22 protein-coding genes are annotated in these 21313 nt (G+C 62.9%); 16 read left to right on the top strand and 6 right to left on the bottom strand.

The window, feature by feature from the left end; translation table 11 throughout:
* Positions 1 to 53: 53 nt before the first annotated feature.
* From NKH29_RS00705 to NKH29_RS00730, 6 genes are all read left to right on the top strand, one after another.
* Positions 54 to 845 carry an ABC transporter ATP-binding protein gene (locus tag NKH29_RS00705; protein WP_023720849.1) on the top strand — a complete coding sequence of 264 codons (792 nt, stop codon included), beginning with the start codon at positions 54 to 56 and terminating at the stop codon, positions 843 to 845.
* Positions 838 to 1365, top strand: a complete 528-nt coding sequence (locus tag NKH29_RS00710; RefSeq protein WP_023720848.1) for an endonuclease domain-containing protein — start codon at positions 838 to 840, stop codon at positions 1363 to 1365. Before NKH29_RS00705 ends, NKH29_RS00710 begins: the two co-directional genes overlap by 8 nt.
* A complete protein-coding gene (locus NKH29_RS00715; protein WP_023720847.1) occupies positions 1366 to 2244 on the top strand; it encodes an ABC transporter permease in 879 nt (292 codons plus the stop codon).
* Positions 2241 to 3377 carry an ABC transporter permease gene (locus NKH29_RS00720; protein ID WP_031194513.1) on the top strand — a complete coding sequence of 379 codons (1137 nt, stop codon included), beginning with the start codon at positions 2241 to 2243 and terminating at the stop codon, positions 3375 to 3377. Before NKH29_RS00715 ends, NKH29_RS00720 begins: the two co-directional genes overlap by 4 nt.
* A gap of 40 nt (positions 3378 to 3417) precedes the next feature.
* The gene (locus NKH29_RS00725) at positions 3418 to 4389 is read left to right on the top strand and encodes an ABC transporter substrate-binding protein (RefSeq protein ID WP_352482954.1); all 972 of its coding nucleotides are present in this window, start codon (positions 3418 to 3420) and stop codon (positions 4387 to 4389) included.
* A 152-nt stretch (positions 4390 to 4541) separates the two neighbouring features.
* A complete protein-coding gene (locus NKH29_RS00730) occupies positions 4542 to 4985 on the top strand; it encodes a CHRD domain-containing protein (RefSeq protein ID WP_352998800.1) in 444 nt (147 codons plus the stop codon).
* Between the two features lie 39 nt (positions 4986 to 5024).
* On the opposite strand, the gene NKH29_RS00735 is transcribed toward NKH29_RS00730, so the two are convergent.
* From NKH29_RS00735 to NKH29_RS00745, 3 genes are all read right to left on the bottom strand, one after another.
* Positions 5025 to 6674, bottom strand: a complete 1650-nt coding sequence (locus NKH29_RS00735; RefSeq protein ID WP_023720843.1) for a thiamine pyrophosphate-binding protein — start codon at positions 6672 to 6674, stop codon at positions 5025 to 5027.
* On the bottom strand, positions 6671 to 7846 hold the full coding sequence (locus NKH29_RS00740; protein ID WP_352495158.1) for a CaiB/BaiF CoA transferase family protein: 1176 nt from the start codon (positions 7844 to 7846) through the stop codon (positions 6671 to 6673). Before NKH29_RS00740 ends, NKH29_RS00735 begins: the two co-directional genes overlap by 4 nt.
* 78 nt (positions 7847 to 7924) lie before the next feature.
* Positions 7925 to 8860 (bottom strand): alpha/beta fold hydrolase, encoded by a 936-nt coding sequence (locus NKH29_RS00745; RefSeq protein ID WP_352495159.1) that lies wholly within the window; start codon positions 8858 to 8860, stop codon positions 7925 to 7927.
* A gap of 269 nt (positions 8861 to 9129) precedes the next feature.
* On the opposite strand from NKH29_RS00745, the gene NKH29_RS00750 reads away from it, so the two are divergent.
* The 4 genes from NKH29_RS00750 to NKH29_RS00765 all read left to right on the top strand — a co-directional run bounded on the left by NKH29_RS00750 (position 9130) and on the right by NKH29_RS00765 (position 12181).
* A complete protein-coding gene (locus tag NKH29_RS00750) occupies positions 9130 to 9915 on the top strand; it encodes an alpha/beta fold hydrolase (protein ID WP_023720840.1) in 786 nt (261 codons plus the stop codon).
* A complete protein-coding gene (locus tag NKH29_RS00755) occupies positions 9912 to 10361 on the top strand; it encodes a MarR family winged helix-turn-helix transcriptional regulator (RefSeq protein WP_352482959.1) in 450 nt (149 codons plus the stop codon). Before NKH29_RS00750 ends, NKH29_RS00755 begins: the two co-directional genes overlap by 4 nt.
* 118 nt (positions 10362 to 10479) lie before the next feature.
* Positions 10480 to 11493, top strand: coding sequence for a ribonuclease T2 family protein (locus NKH29_RS00760; RefSeq protein ID WP_352998802.1), 1014 nt, complete (start codon positions 10480 to 10482; stop codon positions 11491 to 11493).
* A gap of 73 nt (positions 11494 to 11566) precedes the next feature.
* Positions 11567 to 12181, top strand: coding sequence for a hypothetical protein (locus NKH29_RS00765; RefSeq protein ID WP_352998804.1), 615 nt, complete (start codon positions 11567 to 11569; stop codon positions 12179 to 12181).
* 27 nt (positions 12182 to 12208) lie between these two features.
* Here NKH29_RS00765 and NKH29_RS00770 read toward each other — a convergent pair whose 3' ends face one another.
* A complete protein-coding gene (locus tag NKH29_RS00770) occupies positions 12209 to 13504 on the bottom strand; it encodes a GGDEF domain-containing protein (protein WP_352998806.1) in 1296 nt (431 codons plus the stop codon).
* Between the two features lie 241 nt (positions 13505 to 13745).
* Between NKH29_RS00770 and ettA the strand changes: the two genes are divergently transcribed.
* The 5 genes from ettA (at position 13746) to NKH29_RS00795 (ending at position 18650) form a co-directional block, all read left to right on the top strand.
* Positions 13746 to 15395, top strand: coding sequence for an energy-dependent translational throttle protein EttA (gene ettA / locus NKH29_RS00775; RefSeq protein ID WP_292659428.1), 1650 nt, complete (start codon positions 13746 to 13748; stop codon positions 15393 to 15395).
* A 45-nt stretch (positions 15396 to 15440) separates the two neighbouring features.
* The gene (tam, locus tag NKH29_RS00780) at positions 15441 to 16211 is read left to right on the top strand and encodes a trans-aconitate 2-methyltransferase (protein WP_352788476.1); all 771 of its coding nucleotides are present in this window, start codon (positions 15441 to 15443) and stop codon (positions 16209 to 16211) included.
* 108 nt (positions 16212 to 16319) lie between these two features.
* Positions 16320 to 16655 (top strand): hypothetical protein, encoded by a 336-nt coding sequence (locus tag NKH29_RS00785; RefSeq protein ID WP_352788474.1) that lies wholly within the window; start codon positions 16320 to 16322, stop codon positions 16653 to 16655.
* Between the two features lie 114 nt (positions 16656 to 16769).
* Positions 16770 to 17891 carry a beta-ketoacyl-ACP synthase III gene (locus tag NKH29_RS00790; protein WP_352684681.1) on the top strand — a complete coding sequence of 374 codons (1122 nt, stop codon included), beginning with the start codon at positions 16770 to 16772 and terminating at the stop codon, positions 17889 to 17891.
* Positions 17892 to 18032: 141 nt separating this feature from the next.
* Complete coding sequence (locus tag NKH29_RS00795) at positions 18033 to 18650, top strand: MOSC domain-containing protein (protein ID WP_352495167.1); 618 nt, start codon at positions 18033 to 18035, stop codon at positions 18648 to 18650.
* Between the two features lie 226 nt (positions 18651 to 18876).
* On the opposite strand, the gene NKH29_RS00800 is transcribed toward NKH29_RS00795, so the two are convergent.
* Both NKH29_RS00800 and NKH29_RS00805 read right to left on the bottom strand, forming a co-directional pair.
* The gene (locus tag NKH29_RS00800) at positions 18877 to 19074 is read right to left on the bottom strand and encodes a hypothetical protein (RefSeq protein WP_352998808.1); all 198 of its coding nucleotides are present in this window, start codon (positions 19072 to 19074) and stop codon (positions 18877 to 18879) included.
* 147 nt (positions 19075 to 19221) lie between these two features.
* Positions 19222 to 19707, bottom strand: coding sequence for a thioesterase family protein (locus tag NKH29_RS00805; RefSeq protein ID WP_352495168.1), 486 nt, complete (start codon positions 19705 to 19707; stop codon positions 19222 to 19224).
* A gap of 119 nt (positions 19708 to 19826) precedes the next feature.
* On the opposite strand from NKH29_RS00805, the gene NKH29_RS00810 reads away from it, so the two are divergent.
* Complete coding sequence (locus NKH29_RS00810; protein ID WP_023720827.1) at positions 19827 to 21239, top strand: FAD-binding oxidoreductase; 1413 nt, start codon at positions 19827 to 19829, stop codon at positions 21237 to 21239.
* Positions 21240 to 21313 lie beyond the last annotated feature (74 nt).

Here is a 21313-nt window from a genome sequence, read left to right on the forward strand (position 1 = left end):
TCAATCGGATTCCGGCCGGTGGCGCAGTGGCCGGAAGCGACAGGCTACGGCCGATGACGGGAGCATCGCCAGCCGTTGTTTCGGCAAGCAAGCTTGGCCTGACCTTCCAGACCAACGACGGTCCGGTGCAGGCGCTGTCGAATGTCGACCTGACCATCGGCAAGGGCGAATTCGTGTCCTTCATCGGGCCCTCCGGCTGCGGCAAGACGACCTTGCTGCGCGTCATCGCCGATCTGGAGAAGCCGACATCGGGAGCCATTTCCGTCAACGGCATGACGCCCGAGCAGGCGCGCCAGCGCCGCGCCTATGGCTATGTCTTCCAGGCGGCCGCACTTTATCCGTGGCGCACGATCGAGCGCAATGTGGCGCTGCCGCTGGAGATCATGGGCCTGTCCAGGGCGGAGCAGGCGGCGCGCATCAAGCGAACCCTCGACCTCGTCAACCTCAGCGGCTTCGAGAAGAAATACCCCTGGCAGCTTTCGGGCGGCATGCAGCAGCGCGCCTCGATCGCACGGGCGCTCGCCTTCGATGCCGACCTTTTGTTGATGGACGAACCGTTCGGCGCGCTGGACGAGATCGTGCGCGACCACCTCAACGAACAACTGCTGGAGCTTTGGGAGCGGACCAACAAGACCATCTGCTTCGTCACCCATTCGATCCCCGAGGCGGTCTATCTGTCGACGCGCATCATCGTCATGTCGCCGCGCCCGGGGCGTGTCAGCGATGTCATAGAATCGACGCTGCCGAAGAAGCGGCCGCTCGATATCCGCGAGACGCCGGAGTTCCTGGCCATCGCGGCACGGGTGCGCGACGGGCTGAGGGCAGGGCACAGCTATGATGATTGAGCGGGATGAGGGTCCTCCTCTCCCCGACGGGGAGAGGGTGGCCGGAGCGAAGCGGAGGTCGGGTGAGGGGGCGGCGCCGACAGATCCAACTAAAAGAAATGTTGGGGCAACCGCTCGTGCCCGAAAGCTCCGGTTTGACGAGACCGAGGCTGAGTACCGGCTTTGGGGGGAACTGAGAGGACGTCATCTCAACGGCTACAAATTTGTGAGGCAGGTGCCGCTTGGCCTTTTCATCGCGGACTTCGTTTGTCGCGAGAAGGGTCTGATTGTTGAAGTCGACGGCAGTCAGCATGCGGATTCTCCAACCGATACGGCGAGAACTGCTTGGCTGAATGGCTATGGCTATTCCGTTCTTCGGTTCTGGAACCATGAAGTTCTGGCCGAACGTCGAGCGGTCCTTGATACGATATTGGCTTGCCTCGACGGAAAGATTTCTACCCCCTCACCCGGCCTCCGCTTCGCTCCGGCCACCCTCTCCCCGTTGGGGAGAGGAGGGCGCCAAGCGCCCGAGGATCGCTAGATGGACTCGTTTCGCGACAAGATCGTTCCCGTGACCTCGATCCTCCTGGGCGTGGTCGTCGTCTGGTACGTCATGGCCGTTGTCCTCAACGCGCCGTTCCAGCGCGATCTCGACCGCCGCGCCAATCTGACACCGGGCATTGTGGAATTCATCGGTAAGACGCTGGCACAACCGAAGCCGACGCTACCGGCGCCACACCAGGTGGCGGTGAATTTTTTCGAAAACACCTTTTTGCGCAGCATCACCTCGAACCGCAGCCTTGTCTACAATGCCTGGGTGACGCTGTCGTCGACGCTGCTCGGCTTTGCCTTCGGCACGGCGCTCGGCATCGTCATCGCCGTCGGCATCGTGCATGTGACGACGCTCGACCGCAGCATGATGCCGTGGATCATCGCCTCGCAGACCATTCCGATCCTGGCGGTGGCGCCGATGATCATTGTCGTGCTGGCGGCGGTCGGCATCACCGGGCTGATCCCGAAAGCGCTGATCTCGACCTATCTGTCGTTCTTCCCGGTGGCGGTTGGCATGGTGAAGGGGCTTCGCTCGCCCGAGCTCACCCATCTCGACCTGATGCATACCTATAATGCCAGTCCCTCGCAGACCTTCTGGAAATTGCGGGTGCCGGCCTCGGTGCCGTTCCTGTTCACCTCGATGAAGGTGGCGGTGGCCGCCAGCCTGGTCGGCGCCATTGTCGGCGAGCTGCCGACCGGCGCCGTCGCCGGCATCGGGGCCAAATTGCTCGCCGGCGCCTACTACAGCCAGACGATCGACATCTGGTCGGCGCTGGTCGCCGGCTCGGTGGTGGCGGCGCTGCTGGTTATGCTGGTCGGCATTGCTGGGCGCCTTGTCGACCGCGCCATGGGCGGGAGGCCGGCATGAGCTCGCTCCTGAGCCTTTCCTCAATCACCCCCCGATCCTGGCAAGGATATGCCGCGCTTATCCTGCTTGTCGGCGCGCTGCTTCTTTGGCCGCTCGTCAGTGCTACGCCCGGTTACGGCATGGCGACTACGGTTTTGATTTTCATTTTGCTGCTCATGGCAATCGAGGCCGACAACTTTCCACCGATGATCGGGGTGGTGTTGCTGTTCCTTGGCGCGCACGGCGCGGCGTGGATGTTGCTCGCCGGCATAACCGGCAATGAGGGCAGCGCTCGTGGCTCCTTCTATCTGCTGCTCGTCGCGGCGTGGTTTTTGGCCTGGCGCTGCGTAACGGTCTTGTCGTCGGTTCGCCCGACGTCGCGCTGGGCGTCAACCGCCTTGCGCCTGATCATTCCAGCCATCTTCGGCGCTTGGATCCTGATCATCTGGGAGGCGGTGACGCGTGGCGCCGGCATTCCCTTCATCCTGTTGCCGCCGCCAAGCGCCATCGGTGCACGCATCGTCGGCTCGCTGCCGGTGCTGGGGGCCGATGTCAGGCAGACCATCTTCAAGGCGGTGATCTTCGGCTATGTCGTGGGCAGCAGCGCCGGCTTCCTCGTTGCCATCGCCGCCGACCGTGTGCCGTTCCTGCGGCGCGGGCTTTTGCCGATCGGCAATATGGTGTCGGCGCTGCCGATCATCGGCGTCGCGCCGATCATGGTCATGTGGTTCGGCTTCGACTGGCAATCCAAGGCAGCCGTGGTCATAATCATGACCTTCTTCCCGATGCTGGTGAACACCGTCGCCGGGCTTACCGCCTCCGGCCATATGGAGCGCGACCTGATGCGCACCTATGCCTCGAGCTACTGGCAGACGCTGTTCAAGCTGCGGCTGCCGGCGGCGGCACCGTTCATCTTCAATGCGTTGAAGATCAATTCGACGCTGGCGCTGATCGGCGCCATCGTCGCCGAGTTCTTCGGCACGCCGGTGGTCGGCATGGGATTCCGCATTTCGACGGAAGTCGGGCGGATGAACATCGACATGGTGTGGGCCGAAATCGCAGTTGCAGCACTTGCGGGTTCGGTCTTTTATGGCGTGGTCGCTCTTTTCGAGAGAGCAATCACGTTTTGGCATCCCTCTGTCCGTGGTGGATAGGGGCGGTGGGTTTAGGGCGCTAACTTCAGAGGGTAAAAACATGAAAAGACTTGTTGTTTCGATGCTGGCCGGCGCGATGTCGCTTGCCGCGTTTCAGGCGATGGCCGCGGATAAGGTGACGCTGCAGCTGAAATGGGTCACGCAGGCACAGTTCGCCGGCTATTATGTCGCCAAGGCCAAGGGCTTCTATGACGCCGAAGGCCTCGACGTCGACATCAAGCCCGGCGGCCCGGACATCGCACCCGAGCAGGTCATTGCCGGCGGCGGCGCCGACGTCATCGTCGATTGGATGGGCGGCGCGCTGGCTGCACGCGAAAAGGGCGTGCCGCTGGTCAACATCGCCCAGCCGTTCAAGAAGGCCGGCATGGAGCTGGTCTGCCCGAAGGACGGCCCGATCAAGACGGAAGCCGACTTCAAGGGCCACACGCTCGGCGTCTGGTTCTTCGGCAACGAGTATCCGTTCTATGCCTGGATGAACAAGCTTGGCCTCAAGACCGACGGCGGGCCGGACGGCGTCACCGTGCTCAAGCAGAGCTTTGACGTGCAGCCGCTGATCCAGAAGCAGGCGGATTGCATTTCGGTCATGACCTATAACGAATACTGGCAGCTCATCGACGCCGGCTACAAGCCGGAAGAGCTGACCGTCTTCAACTATTCCGCCATGGGCAACGATCTGCTCGAAGACGGGCTCTATGCATTGGAGGACAAGCTCAAGGATCCGGCCTTCGAGGACAAGATGGTGCGTTTCGTGCGCGCTTCGATGAAGGGTTGGAAATACGCCGTCGACAATTCCGACGAGGCGGCCGGCATCGTCATGGACAATGGCGGCCAGGACGAGAACCACCAGAAGCGGATGATGGGCGAAGTCGCCAAGCTGATCGACAATGCCGACGGCAAGCTCGATCCGGCGACCTACGAGCGCACCGCCAAGGCGCTGCTCGACCAGAAGATCATCACCAAGGAGCCGACCGGCGCCTACACGACCGCGATCACCGACAAGGCGATCAAATAGAGCTATCAAGCAGGCTCTGTTGGAAGACGAAAAGGGGCGGGCGACCGCCCCTTTTTAGTGGGATGTAAAATGAACGTTACCCGCGGAAACATCCGCTCGCAAAATCGTTGTGCCGATGCATCCAACTCAAGGGTGCCACAACGGAGGTTTCCATGCGCATCCAGTCCTTCACGCCGATGCTTTCGGCGCTGGCCATTTCTGCCGCCATCTTCTCGGTGTCACCGGCTCTGGCCGAAACCGTAAAGATGACCGCGACGCTCGATGGTGCTCAGCAGAGCCCGCCCGTCACCACGAAGGGCAAGGGTACCGCCACGCTCAGATTCAACACCGCCACCAAGAAACTCAGCTGGACGGTGAGATATTCCGGCCTCAGCGGGCTGGCGAAGGCCGGGCACATTCACGGCCCGGCGGCAGAGGGTCAAAACGCCGATCCAGTGGTGCCGTTCGAAGGCAAGCTGAAGAGCCCGATCAAGGGTTCGGCGACATTGACCGATGCCCAGGCGACCGATCTTGAGGCGGGCAAATATTACGTCAACATCCACACCGCGGCCCACGCCGACGGCGAGATCCGCGGCCAGATCGAAAAGGTCAAATAGGCAGATCAAGACGACAAAACAGGGCAACCACCCTGTTTGTCAGGCCTTGTCGCGAATCTGGGTCATCGTGCGGGTCGGCGTGATGGCTTCGGGGTCGAGCCTGATCTCGACGATCGACGGCTTGCCGCTAGCACGCGCGCGCTCGAAGGCCGCCGCGAAGTCGGCGGTCTTTTCCACCGTCTCGCCATGGCCGCCATAGGCACGGGCCAAAGCAGCAAAGTCGGGGTTTTTCAGATCGGTGGCGACGACACGGCCGGGATATTCGCGCTCCTGATGCATGCGGATGGTGCCATAAATGCCGTTGTTGACTACGATGACGATGATCGGCAATCCGTATTGTACGGCGGTGGCGAATTCCTGCCCGTTCATCAGGAAACAGCCGTCGCCGGCGAAGGCGATCACGTCGCGGTCGGGGAAAAGCTGTTTGGCGGCGACCGCCGCCGGCGTGCCGTAGCCCATCGAGCCGGATGTGGGTGCTGCCTGCGTGCCGAAACGCCGGAAGCGATGGTAGCGATGCACCCAGGTGGCGTAGTTGCCGGCGCCATTGGTGAGGATGGCGTCGTCCGGCAGCATCGTTTCGAGATAATTCATGATCGGCCCCATCTGCACGGCGCCGGGGCCGCTCTCCGGAGGCGTCGACCAGTCGAGATAGGCGGTGTGCAGCTTCGCTGCCTCCGCCGCCCACACCGGCGTTGCGGCCGGCTTGCGTTTGGCAAAGGCTTCGACGAAAGCGGCAGGCGAGGTATTGATCGCCAGCGCCGGCCGGTAGACGCGGCCGAGCTCGCCGGCGTCGGCATGGATATGGACCAGCGTCTGGTCGGGGTAGGGGCTCTTCAGCAGCGTGTAGTCGGATGACGGCATCTCGCCCATGCGGCCGCCGATCAGCAGCACAAGGTCGGCCTGCTTGATGGCGGTTGCCACTTTGGGATTGATGCCGATGCCGACATCGCCGGCATAGTTCGCGTGGAGATGGTCGAACAGCATCTGGCGGCGGAAGGAGCAGCCGACCGGCAGCGACCAGGCTTCGGCTATCGTCCGCATCCGTGCAACGGCCTGCGCATCCCAGCGCGTACCGCCAAGGATGACGAACGGCCGCTTTGCCTTGTTGAGCAGCTCGTCCAGCGCGTCGAGCTCGGCTTCGCCAGGCCGCGTCTCGACAGGGGTGTAATGCCGGGCTTCCGGTGCCTCGGCAAGGCTGGTCAGCATGTCCTCGGGCAGCGAGATGACGACCGGGCCCGGGCGGCCGGACGTCGCCACTGCAAATGCCCGTGTGACGAATTCGGGGATGCGCGCGGCGTCGTCGATCTCGACCACCCATTTGGCGATATCGCCGAAGAACCTGACATAGTCGACCTCCTGGAAGGCCTCGCGCCCCTTGGCGTGGCTGGCGACCTGGCCGATGAACAGGATGAGGGGGACCGAATCCTGCATGGCGATGTGGATGCCGGCCGAGGCATTGGTGGCGCCTGGGCCGCGGGTGACGAAGCAGATGCCGGGCCTGCCGGTCAGGCGGCCATGGCAGTCGGCCATCATTGCGGCACCGCCCTCCTGGCGGCAGACGATGGTGCGGATTGGCGAATCATGCAGCGCGTCGAGCACCGCCAGATAGGATTCGCCGGGCACGCAATAGATACGGTCCGTTCCGTTGGCTTCGAGCGCATCGACGATGAGTTGTCCGCCAGTCTTCATTTTCCTGACCTCTCCAGTTCGGCAAGGATTTCTTCGGTGTGTTCGCCGAGACGCGGCGACGGCCGTTCATAGACCAGCGGCGTGCCGGACATGACCATCGGCGCGCGCACCGAGGGCAAGAGATTGCCATGGCCGTCATCGAGGTCGAGCCGCATGCCGCGCGCGATGGTCTGCGGGTCGGCAAACATCTGGCCGATATTGTTGATCGGGCTGGCCGGCACGCCGGCTGTCTCCAGCTTGGCCAGCAGCGGGTCGCGATCGAAGACCTTCAGCGCCTCGACCATGTGCTCGCGCAGCTTTGCCCGGTTGGCGACGCGGGCGGGATTGGTGGCGAAGTCAGGGTTCGAAGCCAGCTCATCGAGGCCGACGGCAGCGCAAAACTTTGCGAATTGGCCGTCATTGCCGACCGCCAGGATGATGTGGCCATCTTTCACCGGCACCACCTCGTAGGGCGCGATGTTCATATGCGCATTGCCCATCTGCACCGGCGATTGTCCGGAGACGAGATAGTTGAGGTTCTGGTTGCCGAGCGTTGAGATCTGGGTGTCGTAGAGCGCCATGTCGATATGCTGGCCTTCGCCGGTCTTCTCGGCGTGGCGAAGTGCCGCCTGGATGGCAACGACCGAATAAAGCCCGGTGAAGACATCTGAAATAGCCACGCCCGCCTTCTGCGGTTCGCGGCCGGCTTCGCCGGTGATCGACATCATGCCGGCCATGCCCTGGATGATGAAATCATAACCGGCGCGCGGCGCATACGGTCCCGACTGGCCAAAACCGGTGATCGAGCAATAGATCAGCCGTGGGTTGATTTTCCTCAGGCTGTCATAGTCGAGGCCGTATTTCTTAAGCCCGCCGACCTTGAAGTTTTCGATCAGCACATCCGATGTCGCGACCAGCCGGCGCACCGTCTCGGCGCCCTCGGGCGTCGAGAAATCGATGGCGATGGAGCGCTTGCCGCGGTTGCAGGAATGGTAATAAGCGGCCGAAAGGTTCTCGCCGTCATGGCCGATGACGAAGGGCGGTCCCCATTTGCGGGTGTCGTCGCCGCCGTCCGGGCTCTCGACCTTGATCACGTCGGCGCCGAGGTCGGCAAGCAACTGCCCGGCCCATGGCCCGGCAAGGATGCGTGCGAGTTCGATGACGCGGATGCCTTTGAGCGGAGGCTCAGTCATGGATCACCTGGTTGATCGAAAGCGCAGCCTCTATCAACCCCGCGCGCCGCTGTCACGGCCCTTGCGATGGGCCAACCGTTACGGCACCCTCAGCACGCGGTCGGCCCAGGCGGCAAAATCCTCCATTATGATGTCTCGGTTGATCTCGTTCAGGCTTTCGTGGCGGGTTTCGGCGTAAACCTTTGAAACGAGATTCGAAAAGCCCATCATGTGCATCCGGACGGCAAGATGGCTGACCGCCTTGCCGCCGTCCGAGGCCGGATCCTGCTCGCCTCCGACCAGATTGACGAACAGGTCGCGCCGCACGCCGGAAAAATTGCGGTCGCGGCCGCAATGCAGCGTCATCTTGACGATGTCCTGCCACATCGACACCGATGCGTCCCAGCCGCAGAGCGGGTCGGCGATGTATTTCTCGACTTCGGCGGCATCGCGCGACAGCCAGTCGAAGGGCGTCCGGCGATCGGGCACTGCCTTGCCCCAAGCCCGGAACGTCAGCCGGGGCAGCATGCGCGACGGCACGTCTGAGCCAAGCCGGAACTTTTCCCAGGCAAGCATGCCCAGCGCGATTTGGCCGAGCAGTCCGGCAGAGAAATTGCCGTTCCAGATCGCGGCGGCATGGATGCGCGCCGAGTTGCGGAGGACAAAGTTCAGCGCGACCGACGCGCCCAAGGAGTGACCGAAGGCGATGACCGGCAGGCCGGGCTGTTCCCTGGCGATCAGATCATGGACGGCAGCGACATCGGCGATGACCTTGGCACTTCCATCCGCATCGGCGAACCTGCCAGGTGGCGCGTCGGGCGCCTTGGTGACGCCGTGGCCACGGTGGTCGTGCGCGTAGACCTGGTAGCCGCGCGCGCCGAGGAAATCGGCGAAGCGGGCATAGCGCGCCGCGTGCTCGGCCAACCCGTGATTGATCTGGACAATGGCGCGCGGCTGGCCTGTGGCGTGTTTCACATAAAGGTTGAGCTCGGCGCCGGTCGGCGATGCCAGCATCCTCTGCTTGTCAAATGGCATGTCTCGCTCCCCTCGGCGACTGTTGGGCGACGCAGCGATCGACGTCAAGAGACGTAGGGTACCCATTCGACGCTAGTTGACAGTATGCTGTCAATATGATTACATGACAGCTTACTGTCAATTGGTCAGTAGCAGATTGGGGGTATAACTATGAAAACCACCGGGGCCATTTCGCGGCGTGCAATCTTGCTGGCGGGCTTCGCCTTCACGACGGCCACCCTGTTGCCAGGGATTGCTGCGGTTCAGTCAGGAAACCAGGGAGATGACCCATGATGACGTCCACCGTTCCAGGCCCGCAAGGCCAGCTTGCCACTTATAGGATCAACGCCGGCAATGGCCTGCCGATCCTGTTCCTGCATGGAGATTGCAGCCGCGCTTCCCACTGGGACCGGGTGATGCAGCTCTCCGTCGAAGGCCGCGAGGCGGTAGCCTTCGATTTTCGCGGCCATGGCGCCTCCGCGCCGGCGCAGGACGGTGACTATGGCTATGACGGCCGTGCAATGGATGTCGGTGCCGTGGCCGACGCGTTTGGCCTGAAGCGGTTTCTCATTGTCGCGCACAGCGGCGGCGGTGGTGTGGCGCTCGCTTATGCCGCCAGCCATGCCGACCGGGTCGCAGGTGTCTTGCTCGTCGACCCGGCGACCAATCCTCGTGCGCTGCCGCAGGCGATTCGCGACGGCTTTGTCCGCGATCTGGCCGGTCCGCAAGGCCGCGATGTCCTGAACGCCTATTACACGTCGATTGCCGGCCCTAACGCGGCTGTTCGCCAGCGTGTTCTGGCCGATGTGGCAGTGGTCGATCCGGCGGCGAGGGCAGGTGTCGGCAAGGCACTGGCCGAATGGAACCCGGAGCCGGCACTCAATGCGTATCGCGGGCCTATGTTCGTATTGGCTACCGAGGCCAGTGACACTCCAGCCGCGCTCTACCGGCTGCGCACGGACATTCCGCGCCAGATCGTGGCGGGCAGCGGCCATTGGGTGATGCTTGACAAGCCCGAGGTCGTAGCCGAAGCCGTCAATAATTTCGTCGCGACCATCGAGGCCGGCCAGAAATGACGACCAGGACCGAAGCGGCAAATGTGTTCACGGAACTCGTGCTTGCCGTGTTCAGGATGAACGGCAGTTTTCTGGATGCGGCCGACCGGCTGGCCGCTCCAACCGGGCTGACGGCAGCGCGCTGGCAGGTTTTGGGTGCGGTTTTGAAGGAGCCGAAATCCGTGGCCGACGTCGCCCGCGACATGGGTCTCGCCCGTCAGAGCGTACAGCGGCTGGCCGACATACTGGCTGCGGAGGGGCTTGCCGCCTATGCCGACAACCCAGCGCATCGCCGCGCCAAGCTGTTGTCGATAACCGATGCCGGCCGGGCAGCGGTCAAGAATATCGGCACACGCCAGCATGTTTGGGCGAACCGCGTTTCGGAGGGTATGGACGCCGACGCGCTAAAAGCCTCGCTTGATCTGCTGCGCACCTTGACAGAACGCGTGGAGGCGGGCGGATCCTGATCGACCACACGGGAACCGTCTCAATGCGCTGGCGATTGTTTTTACGGCCGACGAAAGAAATCGTAATTCTGACATGTCGCAAGTTCTAGCTTGCGGCGTGAATACGAGGAGTGCCGGAATGCGGATTTGGGCGATATGGGGGGCGGTGTTTCTTGCGTTTGCTGGCGCAAGCGCGGCGCGGGCCGATGTGAAGATGACCGGCTCTTTCGTCGCCGATGCCGCCTGTCCGGCAACGCAGGCGATCAAGAGCGGCAAGAATCCCCGCAACGTCTCGACCGCGGCTGGCCAGAGTTACGATCTGCTGGCCGGCAACAAGGACGCGCCCACGCACTATCTCATCCGCGTTCCGGGCGCCGATCCGGAGCGCCGCTGGGTTAAGATCAGCTGCGGTCACGTTTCGGGCGGCAGCGCGTCGACGATACCGGCTGCACCGGCGCCTGCCGAGCCGAACAAGCCATCGGCGTCCGGAAAGCCGGAATATGTCTTCGCGCTGAGCTGGCAGCCGGCTTTCTGTGAGACCAAATCCAGCAAGACCGAATGCCGGGCGCAGACCGCCGCCGGTTTCGATGCGACCCACTTCACCTTGCATGGGTTGTGGCCGCAGCCGAACGGAAATTTCTATTGCCAGGTCGCCGCAAGCGACAAGGCGAACGACGATCCGGCGCACTGGCGAGACTTGCCGCCGGTCACGCTGGACCCGAAAACGCGAGCGGAACTCGACCAGGTGATGCCGGGCACCGCATCCGCCCTCGAAAGGCATGAATGGATCAAGCACGGCACCTGCTACGGCAAGAGCCAGCAGGAGTATTTCGCCGACGCGTTGAACCTGATGCACGCGGTGAACGCTTCGCCGGTGCGCGATCTCTTCACCAAGAGCGTCGGCAAGCAGCTCACGTCCGATCAGATCCGCAGCACCTTCGACAGTGCCTTCGGCAAAGGCGCGGGCGACCGGGTCCGCGTATCCTGCGTGGTCGATCCCTCGAGCGGCAGGCGGCTGATCGACGAGCTGACGCTCGGCCTGACCGGCCCGATCGCTTCGAACGCTTCGCTCGGTGCCCTGCTGCTTGCCTCGGCGCCGACAGCCAAGGCTGGCTGCCCGAAGGGCGCGGTCGATGCCGTCGGGTTCCAGTAAACAGGCCGTACGCGACTGTCGCTTTGCACCGGGGATGGTATGATCCCGGGGGCATCATTCATAGGGGGCGGCGATGAGTGGCATGACGGGCGGCGCGCTGGCGCGGCTGGCGTTTTGGGCCAAGGGCATGACGGCGATCCGCGACGGCCATATGGAGTGGCCGGGCTTTTCCTACACCGAAGTGGAGTGGGTGCGCATGACCACGCTCGCCAAACCCATCGGCGGCAGCACCTACCAATTGTTCACGCTGGTCAACGCGGCGATCTTCATCGCCATCGCCGCGCTCGGGATCTTCTGTGTCTTCCTGCCGCTGGCGGCGCTGCTGTTCCCGGTACCGGCCGAAACCAGTGCGCTCAAGTTTTCGCTGCTCCTGGCGGCATGCGCCTTCCTGATCATCGGCATCGGCCTGCCGATTTCGCTGCGTCTTTCGACCACGCTGGTGGCGCCGAAGGCAATGCGGGCCGCGCTTGTCGCCGTGCCCGGCGACCAGGCGCTTGCGGCAAAAGTGTCATGGCAGATCAACCGGATCACGCTCGTGCTCTGCGGCCTGCTGGTACCGGGCATTCTTCTGTTCATTGCCTACGACATCGAAGCCGGCCCGATTATTACCGCGTTGAAATGGCTGGCGATCGCGCTGATGGCGGGTTCGGTTGCGATCGGCGGATGGCAGCGGCGCAAACAATCCTGATTGAGCCAATCGCAGGCCTGGGCAGCGTTACGCGCCGGCGCTGCGCTCCGGCCTCGTCCATGTGTTGCGGGCGTCTGCTTCGTTGCCGCCCGGTTCGCCGACAACGCGATCGCGTCCGGTCGATTTGGCCTTGTAGAGACGCTGGTCGGCCAGCGCAAAGAGATCGGCAAGGCAACGGGTCGTCTCACTGACCGTCGAGATGCCGGCGCTGACGGTAATGTCGAACCGGCTGGTGCTCGCGGACGTCTTGACCGCTTGCCTGACGGTTTCGCCCAGCAGCCTGGCGAGCGGCTGCGGACGCCAGCCGAGGATGGCGAATTCCTCACCGCCGATCCTGAACAATTGATCTTCGGTCCCGACAAGTTCGCCAAGCAAAATTGCCAGGGCTTTCAGCACCTTGTCTCCCTCGGCGTGGCCGAAGCGGTCGTTGATCGATTTGAAGTGGTCGACATCGATGATCAGCAGGCTGAGCGGCCTGGCGGTCCGCAGGCTGGCGGCGACGGCGGCCTCGCCATCGCTGTCGAAGCGCCCCCTGTGCAGGAGGCCGGTGAGGCCGTCGCGACCGACATGCTCGACCAGCGCCTCATAGCGCTCGCGATAGGTCAGCGTGTCGAAAATGTCGGAAAGCCCGCGCGCCGCCGGCACCTGCCGCGCCTCGAACCACCTGATATAGCCGACCAGCATGGTGCTGTAGACCAGGGCCGCTGCCATCTTGGCGAACCAGCCGCCGAAGAACACCGCGACCGGCGCGCCGGTGACGAAATGCAGCGCCGTGAAAAAGCCTGCCTGGTCGAAGGTGAGCACGCAGGCGACGGAGACCAGGATGCGGGTGAAAAGCGCCTTGCGCAGATATTTGCCGAGCTTTTCATAGAGCAGGATGATCAGGATGGCGTCGACGAACAGCAGCGTCGTGCCCCACACCATCAGCCAGCCCATCTCGTCGATGAAGCCGATGTCGGGAAGCTTGCCGTCGGGCAGCGGTGCGATGTCGTGCAGGCGCAGGATCAGCACGAGCCCGATCATCAGGGCATTGCCGAGCAGCAGGCCATAAATCGGCTGCCGGACAGTTGCCGCGTCCTCCTTGATGTAGAGCAGGAGCAGCATGACCAGCTTGCCGGAAAACAGCACGGCCGAACCCGGCGATACCATGCCGAACGGCAGCGCGACGTAGAAGACGCTGGCGAGATAGGTTTCCAGGAAATGCATGACGCCAAGGGCGCAAACAAAGACGCCGAGGCCGATGCGGCCCCTGAACCGGAAAAGCGTGACCATGATGCCGAAATAGAGAACCGCTTCGGCAAAAAGCAGGAAACTGTTCAACACGGCCCGATCTCTCTCCCCGAAATCGCGGCTGCTAGCGATTTCCCATCCAACATTGTTTGACGCGGAATGGTTAACCGGAGCTTTCGCCTGGGCGCCGGCACGAAATGAAGCGGCTAAGCGTTTGTGGGTGCGACCAAATCCGCTTGGGGCCAAAACTGTTTGCCGTTCGCGGCCGCATCGCTTACATAGCCCCCAACTTCCATTCAATCCGACATCAGTCGACTTTTCAGGGAAAGCGCGCGTGGCACGCCAGTTCATCTATCACATGGCCGGCCTCAACAAGGCCTACGGCACCAAGAAGGTGCTCGAGAACATTCATCTGTCCTTCTACCCGGACGCCAAGATCGGCATCCTCGGTCCCAACGGCGCCGGCAAGTCGACGATCCTCAAGATCATGGCCGGCATCGACAAGGAGTGGAGCGGCGAGGCCTGGCTGGCCGAGGGTGCTACCGTCGGTTACCTGGCGCAGGAGCCGGCGCTCGATCCGAACAAGAACGTGTTCGAAAACGTCATGGAAGGCGTCGCCGCCAAGACCGCCATCATCGAGCGCTACAACGAATTGATGATGAACTATTCCGACGAGACGGCGGACGAGTCGGCCAAGCTGCAGGACGAGATGGACCGGCTCAACCTCTGGGATCTCGAACAGCAGGTCGAGATGGCGATGGAGGCACTCGGCTGCCCGCCCAAGGAGGCCGATGTCACCAAGCTGTCGGGCGGCGAACGCCGTCGCGTCGCGCTTTGCCAGCTTTTGCTGCGCCAGCCCGACCTTCTGCTGCTCGACGAGCCGACCAACCATCTCGACGCCGAGACGACGGCGTGGCTGGAAAAGCATCTGCGGGCCTATCCGGGCGCGGTGATGATCATCACCCACGATCGCTACTTCCTCGACAATGTCACCGGCTGGATCCTCGAGCTCGATCGCGGCCGCGGTATCCCGTACGAAGGCAACTACACCAAATATCTCGAAGCCAAGGCCAAGCGGCTCAAGCAGGAAGGCCGCGAGGACGATGCGCGCCAGCGGGCGATCGGCCGCGAGCGCGAGTGGATCCAGTCCAGCCCGAAAGCCCGGCAGACCAAGTCGAAGGCCCGTATCCAGGCGTTCCAGGATCTGCTGGATGCAGCCGACAAGCGGCGTCCGAGCGACACCCAGATCGTCATTCCGCATGGCGAGCGGCTCGGCAATGTGGTGATCGAGGTCGAGGGCTTGTCGAAGGGCTTTGGCGACACGCTTTTGATCGACGATCTCGAATTCAAGCTGCCGCCCGGCGGCATCGTCGGCGTCATCGGCCCGAACGGCGCCGGCAAGACGACGCTGTTCCGCATGATCACCGGCCAGGAAAAGCCCGATGCCGGCACCATCCGCGTCGGCGAGACGGTCAAGCTCGGTTATGTCGACCAGAGCCGCGACGCGCTCGACCCGACCAAGACGGTCTGGGAAGAGATCTCGGGCGGCGCCGAAGTGGTCAAGCTCGGCAAGTTCGAAGCCAACACCCGCGCCTATTGCGCGTCGTTCAATTTCCGCGGCGGCGACCAGCAGCAGAAGGTCGGCAACCTGTCCGGCGGCCAGCGCAACCGCGTGCATCTGGCCAAGATGCTGAAGACCGGCGGCAATGTGCTGCTGCTCGACGAACCGACCAACGATCTCGATACCGAAACGCTGGCTGCACTTGAAGACGCGCTCGAGAGCTTCGCCGGCTGCGCCGTCATCATCTCGCACGATCGCATGTTCCTCGATCGCCTGGCGACGCACATCCTCGCCTTCGAGGGCGACAGCCACGTCGAATGGTTCGAAGGCAATTTCGAGGATTACGAGCAGGACAAGATCCGCCGCCTCGGCCCGGACGCGGTCAATCCGCACCGCATGACGTATAAGCGGCTGACGCGGTAAGACATTTACAGGGCGGCGAATTCTCAAATGATCTGAGGAACCAAGATGGCCGACTGGTCCGCCGCCCTCTACCTGAAATTCGAGGACGAGCGCACCCGCCCCGCGCGCGATCTCGTTGCGCAGGTGCCGGTGCCGGAACCACGCCGGGTGGTCGACATTGGCTGCGGGCCGGGCAATTCGACCGAATTGCTGGTCGAGCGCTGGCCGCAGGCGCAGATCAGCGGCTTCGATACCTCCCTCGACATGATCGAGAAGGCGAAGGCGCGCCTGCCCGGCGTCACCTTTGCCTTGGCGGATGCGGCGGCGTGGCAGCCGAACGAACCGGTCGACGTGATCTTTGCCAATGCGGTGTTTCAATGGCTGCCGGAGCATCCGGCGGTCTTCCAGCGGCTGATAGGATTTTTGGCGCCCGGCGGCGCGCTTGCCGTGCAGATGCCGGACAATATGGCCGAGCCTTCGCACCGGCTGATGCGGGAGACCGCGGCCGAGATGCCGTTTGCCGAAAAGCTCGAGCGCGCGGCCCGCGCGCCGCTGCCGCCGGTCGCGTTCTATTACGACCTTTTGTCGCCATTCTCGGATCGGCTCGATATCTGGCACACGATCTACAACCATCCGCTGGCCGATGCCGAGGCGATCGTCGAATGGGTGAAGTCGACGGGGCTGAAGCCGTTCCTCGATCCGCTCGACGAGAACGAGCGGCAGCTTTTCCTGAAGCGCTATACGGCCAGGATCAGCGAAGCCTATCCGAAAACGGCAAGCGGCAAGGTATTGCTGCGCTTTCCCCGTCTCTTCATCGTGGCGCGGCGTTCCGCTTAGAAACTCTTAGCTACACCCAAAAACAGTGCATGGCGGATGCTTGACCGGCTTTCGCCGTCATGCGCATCTCGCTGGGGCACGGCCCTTCATGGGCCATGGGGGTGGATGATGACACTGAAAAAGCTCGTTTTCGGCGGCAGCGTTTGCGCGGCCGCTGTGCTTGCCTTGTCTCTATCGGCGGAGGCCAAGCGAGCGCGCTGCTTCACCAGCGACGACGGCTATTTCTCGTGCAGCTATCGGGCGCTGGACGATGCCGGCAGCTTTCGCATCTCGGCGCCGGGTTATCCGACCTACGTCCTGGAAATCGACGGACCGGGTTTTGCCTATGGCTATGTCAATCTCGGCCGCCGCAACGTGCCGCTGCCCGGGCAATTCGTGCGCAGCCGCGATGACGGTGCCTGCTGGAACAACCCGCAGACCAATACCAAGCTCTGCGCCTGGTAAAGACCCGTCCCAGGGACTTGATTTAAGCCGGCATAAACTGGCTAGGTGCAAAAAGAGGTTGCGCCGAGCTTTTTGCGGCGAAGCCGCAACGCCTGCGCACGGGACGAACTGGAAATGCATCGCGTCATCATCAGCGGCATCGGCGTTGAAATCCCCGAAGCTTCGATCACCAATGAGGAGCTCGTCGCCACCTTCAACGCCTGGGTGGACATGGAGAACATCCGCCGCGAGGTCTCGGGCGAGCCGCTGCTACAGAAATCGGACAGTGCCTTCATCGTTCATGCCTCGGGCGTCCAGACCCGCCATGTCATCGAACGGGAAGGCATCCTCGACCCGACCCGCATGGCGCCGCGCTTCCCGGCGCGGCCCGACGATGCGCTGTCGCTGGAGGCCGAGTTCGGCATCGCTTCGGCCAGCAAGGCGCTCGATCATGCCGGGCTGAAGCCTGGCGACATCGACCTGGTGATCTGCTCGGCCTCGCACCATCAGCGGCCCTATCCGGCGATCGCCATCGAAATGCAGCAGGCGCTGGGCACGAAAGGCGCCGGCTTCGACATGGGGCTCGGCTGCTCGTCGGCGGCGGCCGCATTGCACATCGCCGTCAATCTGGTGCGGGCGGGGGCGCACAAACGCGTGTTGGTGACGACGCCGGAGATCATCACCGGGCATCTCAATTTTCGCGACCGGCAGACGCATTTCATCTTCGGCGACGCTTCCGTGTCGATGATCGTCGAAGGGCTTGCCCAAGGCGAGAAGCGGCCGGGGCGCTTCGAGGTGCTCGACACGCGCGCCTGGACGCAGATGTCGAACAGCATCCGCACCAATCTCGGTTATTATACCCGCGCTGCCCAGGACGATCCGTACATGATCGATCTGGAAGGCAATCTGATCAAGCAGATCGGCAACAAGGTGTTCAAGGAAGTCACCGTCGCCGGCCACAAGTTCATCGTCGAATTCCTGGCCGAACACGGGCTGACGCCGCAAGCGATCCGGCGCTTCTGGCTGCATCAGGCCAATGCACGGATGAACGCCATGATCCTGAAACTGTCGTTCGGCCATGACGTCGACCATGACCGCGCGCCGATGGTGCTGGAGCGCCTCGGCAACACCGCCGCCGCCGGTGCCATCATCGCCCTGTCGGAGAACCATGCCGACATGAAGGCCGGCGACTACGGCCTGCTCTGCGCCTTCGGCGCCGGCTACTCGATCGGCGGCGCGCTATTGCGCATGCTTTGACCATTTCGGCGCGAACGGAACCAGCATCGGAACGCGCCGAGCAGAGTCGCATCAGTCCGCTTGATCGGAGCATCAGCGCTTTCGACTGGACCCGATGAGCTGACCGCGGCTAATTGCGCGTATCACGCGAGGAACGAACCCATGCTGGATCTTTTTCCCGAAGCCGAAACTCCGGTCGAGATCGTCCCGGCGCGAAAGCTCACCGCCAGGGTGGCCTCGCTCTATCTCGCACCATTCGATCATTTCGAGACACGGGCGGTGGATAAGTTGCAGCTTGGCTTCGACGGCATTGAAGGCGATTTCCACGCCGGCACGACGCGGCGCTCCGGCGGACGGGAACCCTGGTATCCGCGCGGCACCGAAATGCGCAACGAACGGCAATTGTCGATCGTCGCGGCGGACGAACTGGCAATCGTTGCCGAACGGATGGGCATCGCCGAGATCAAGCCGGAATGGATCGGCGCCAATCTCCTGATCGAAGGCCTGCCGCACCTCTCGATGCTGCCGTCCGGCGCGCTGCTGTTCTTCAAAGGCGGCGCGACTGTCAAGATCGACGCGCAGAACGGGCCTTGCCGCATCGCCGGGCGATCGGTCGCCGAAAATGCCGGGATGGCCGATCACGAGGCCGGCGCGCTGCTGTTCGCGAAAGCGGCGAAGCGTTTGCGCGGCCTCGTCGCCTGGGTCGAGAAGCCCGGCACGATCACGGCCGGCGAGGAGATTTCGGTGCGCGTGCCAGAACAGTGGATTTACCGGGCCTGAAGACTAAAATCTTAGAGGATCAGGGATTGTCTGTTTGTAGTTGGCTGCTGAAACAGCTTCCAATCCATCGCCTTGTTTGGCCGTTTTCTTTGTTCGCCGCAATTTCTTCACCGCAATTCTTGCAACGATAGATGCCGGAATTCGGTGGCTTGCTGCCTGGCGACCATTCGTTGTCGTAAGCAACGCTGTATTCTTGTGCCGCAAGCTCGGTGTTATCATAACAGTTTCAGGCGTGGCCGCGTTTCATCCGCGCCTGCTTAAGGATGGCGCGCCAGCGGATCATGGCGAAGGGGATCGGCTCGTTGTTGTTGGCGATGTGGGAGATCTCGTTGTTGAGGTTCTTCAGCCAGCGCCAGAAATCATAGTCGGTGATGCGTGGGTCAGCCGCCAGCCTGTCCGCCTCGACCTTGATGTCGGTTTTCATGCACGTTCCCCGAACCGCTGCTGCTCCGCCGCCCGTATCGCAACTCGATGCGGATGGTTTTCCAACGCCGCGCTGAGTCGTTCAACGTCTCAATTCGGCTTGTTCACGTTAAAACCTCGGTAAGGTTAACGGCGGTTGGGTTGCGGTTCAAGCCGGCTTACGACGAATACCGATCGAGCGGCCGGCGCGCTCCGGCATCGGCAGGGCGGCATGGGCGGCGCGCATCGCTTCCACCCTGGCAAGGACGTCGGCGGGGAAGGGCGCCACCTTCGGGCCAGCCATGTCGACATGCAGCGACAGCGTTTCGGACGTGGCGGCAAGCCAGCCGTCGACATGGCGGATTTCCTGATAGGCCCTCAGCCGCTTGTCGTCATGGTCGAGGAGCTGGAACGAGACCGTGACCTTGTGGTCGAGATGCAGCTCCTGGACGTAGCAGACATGGACTTCCGCGGTGTAGATGGTCAGCCGCCGTTCCCTCACATAGTCCATCCCCATTCCCATCATCTCGAAGGCTTCGTCGGAGCAACGGTCGAACAGCACGTTGTAATAGGCCATGTTCAGATGGCCGTTGTAGTCGATCCAGGCCTTCTCGATGTCCATGGCGCGAGAGACGAAAGGGGCGGGGATGGGCATCGGAAACTTCCTTCTCGTCATGCCGGGATGAGCGTGGACTGGACAGAGCGTGGTCGGTGAGACTACGCATCCCTAGATGCAGAACAAGGGTGGACGCTGGTCCATTCGCGGAGGAATCGATGGCTCTAAGCGACCTCAACCCGGTCGAACGCAACGAGGAAGGCATTGCCGCCGTGCTCGGCATCCTCAAGCAGCGGCTCGGCGAGCGCTTCCAGACCGGCCAGGCGATCCGCGCCCAGCACGCGCACACCACGACCTATATCCCGACGCAGGCGCCGGACGGTGTCGCCTTTGCCGAGACGACGGAGGAGGTGCAGGAGATCGTGCGTGCGTGCGCTGCACATCGCGTGCCGGTGATCGCCTTTGGCGTCGGCTCTTCGCTGGAAGGCCATACCAATGCGCCGGGCGGCGGCATCTCGCTCGATACGTCACGCATGAACCGTATCGTTGCAGTTAATCCGCAGGACCTCGATTGCACCGTCGAGCCCGGCGTGACGCGCGAGGACCTCAACCGGCATCTGCGCGACACCGGCCTGTTCTTTCCGATCGACCCGGGCGCCAACGCTTCGCTCGGCGGCATGGCGGCGACACGGGCGTCGGGCACCAACGCCGTGCGCTACGGCACGATGCGCGACAACGTCCTGTCACTGACGGCGGTGATGGCCGACGGCGAAGCGGTTACGACCGGAAAGCGCGCCAAGAAAAGCTCGGCCGGCTATGATCTGACGCGGCTGCTGATCGGCTCGGAAGGTACGCTTGGCATCATCACCCAGCTGACCTTGAAGCTGCAGGGCATTCCGCAGGCGATTTCGGGCGGCGTCTGCCCGTTTCCCAGCGTCGAGGCGGCCTGCAACGCGGTGATCGCGACCATCCAGATGGGCATTCCGGTGGCGCGCATCGAATTGGTCAATGCGCTGCAGATGCGAGCGATGAAGACCTATTCGAAGCTCGACTATCCGGAGAGCCCCTGCCTGTTCGTCGAGTTCCACGGCAGCGATGCCAGCGTCGCCGAACAGGCCGAGACTTTCGGCATGATCGCCGAGGAAAATGGCGGCGGCCCGTTCCTGTGGACCAGCATCGCCGAAGAGCGGACAAAATTGTGGAAAGCCAGGCACGATGCCTACTGGTCATCGCTGACGCTGCGGCCGGGCGCCAAGGGCCTGTCGACCGATGTCTGCGTGCCGATCTCGCGCTTTGCCGAATGTGTCACCGAGACCGAGGCGGATATCGCCGAGATGGGCCTGATCGCACCGATCGTCGGCCATGCCGGCGACGGCAATTTCCATGTATTGGTGCTGATGGACGTGGACGACCCGAAGGAGATCGCATTGGCGGAAAAATTCGTGGCGCGGCTCAATATGCGCGCCATCGCCATGGACGGCACCTGCACTGGTGAGCATGGCATAGGGCAGGGCAAGATCGGCTTCCTGCGGCATGAGCTCGGTCATGGCGTCGACATCATGCGCACGATCAAGCAGGCGCTCGACCCGCTGAATATCATGAACCCGGGCAAGATATTGCCGGCCGAATAGTGGAAGAAGATCCAGATGGTCCCTGGCTTGACCGCACCACCATTTGGATCGAGACTCCAAGGACCTGAGAGGCA

Origin of the sequence: Mesorhizobium sp. M1295 (assembly GCF_040318135.1) — a bacterium.
GTDB lineage: Bacteria > Pseudomonadota > Alphaproteobacteria > Rhizobiales > Rhizobiaceae > Mesorhizobium.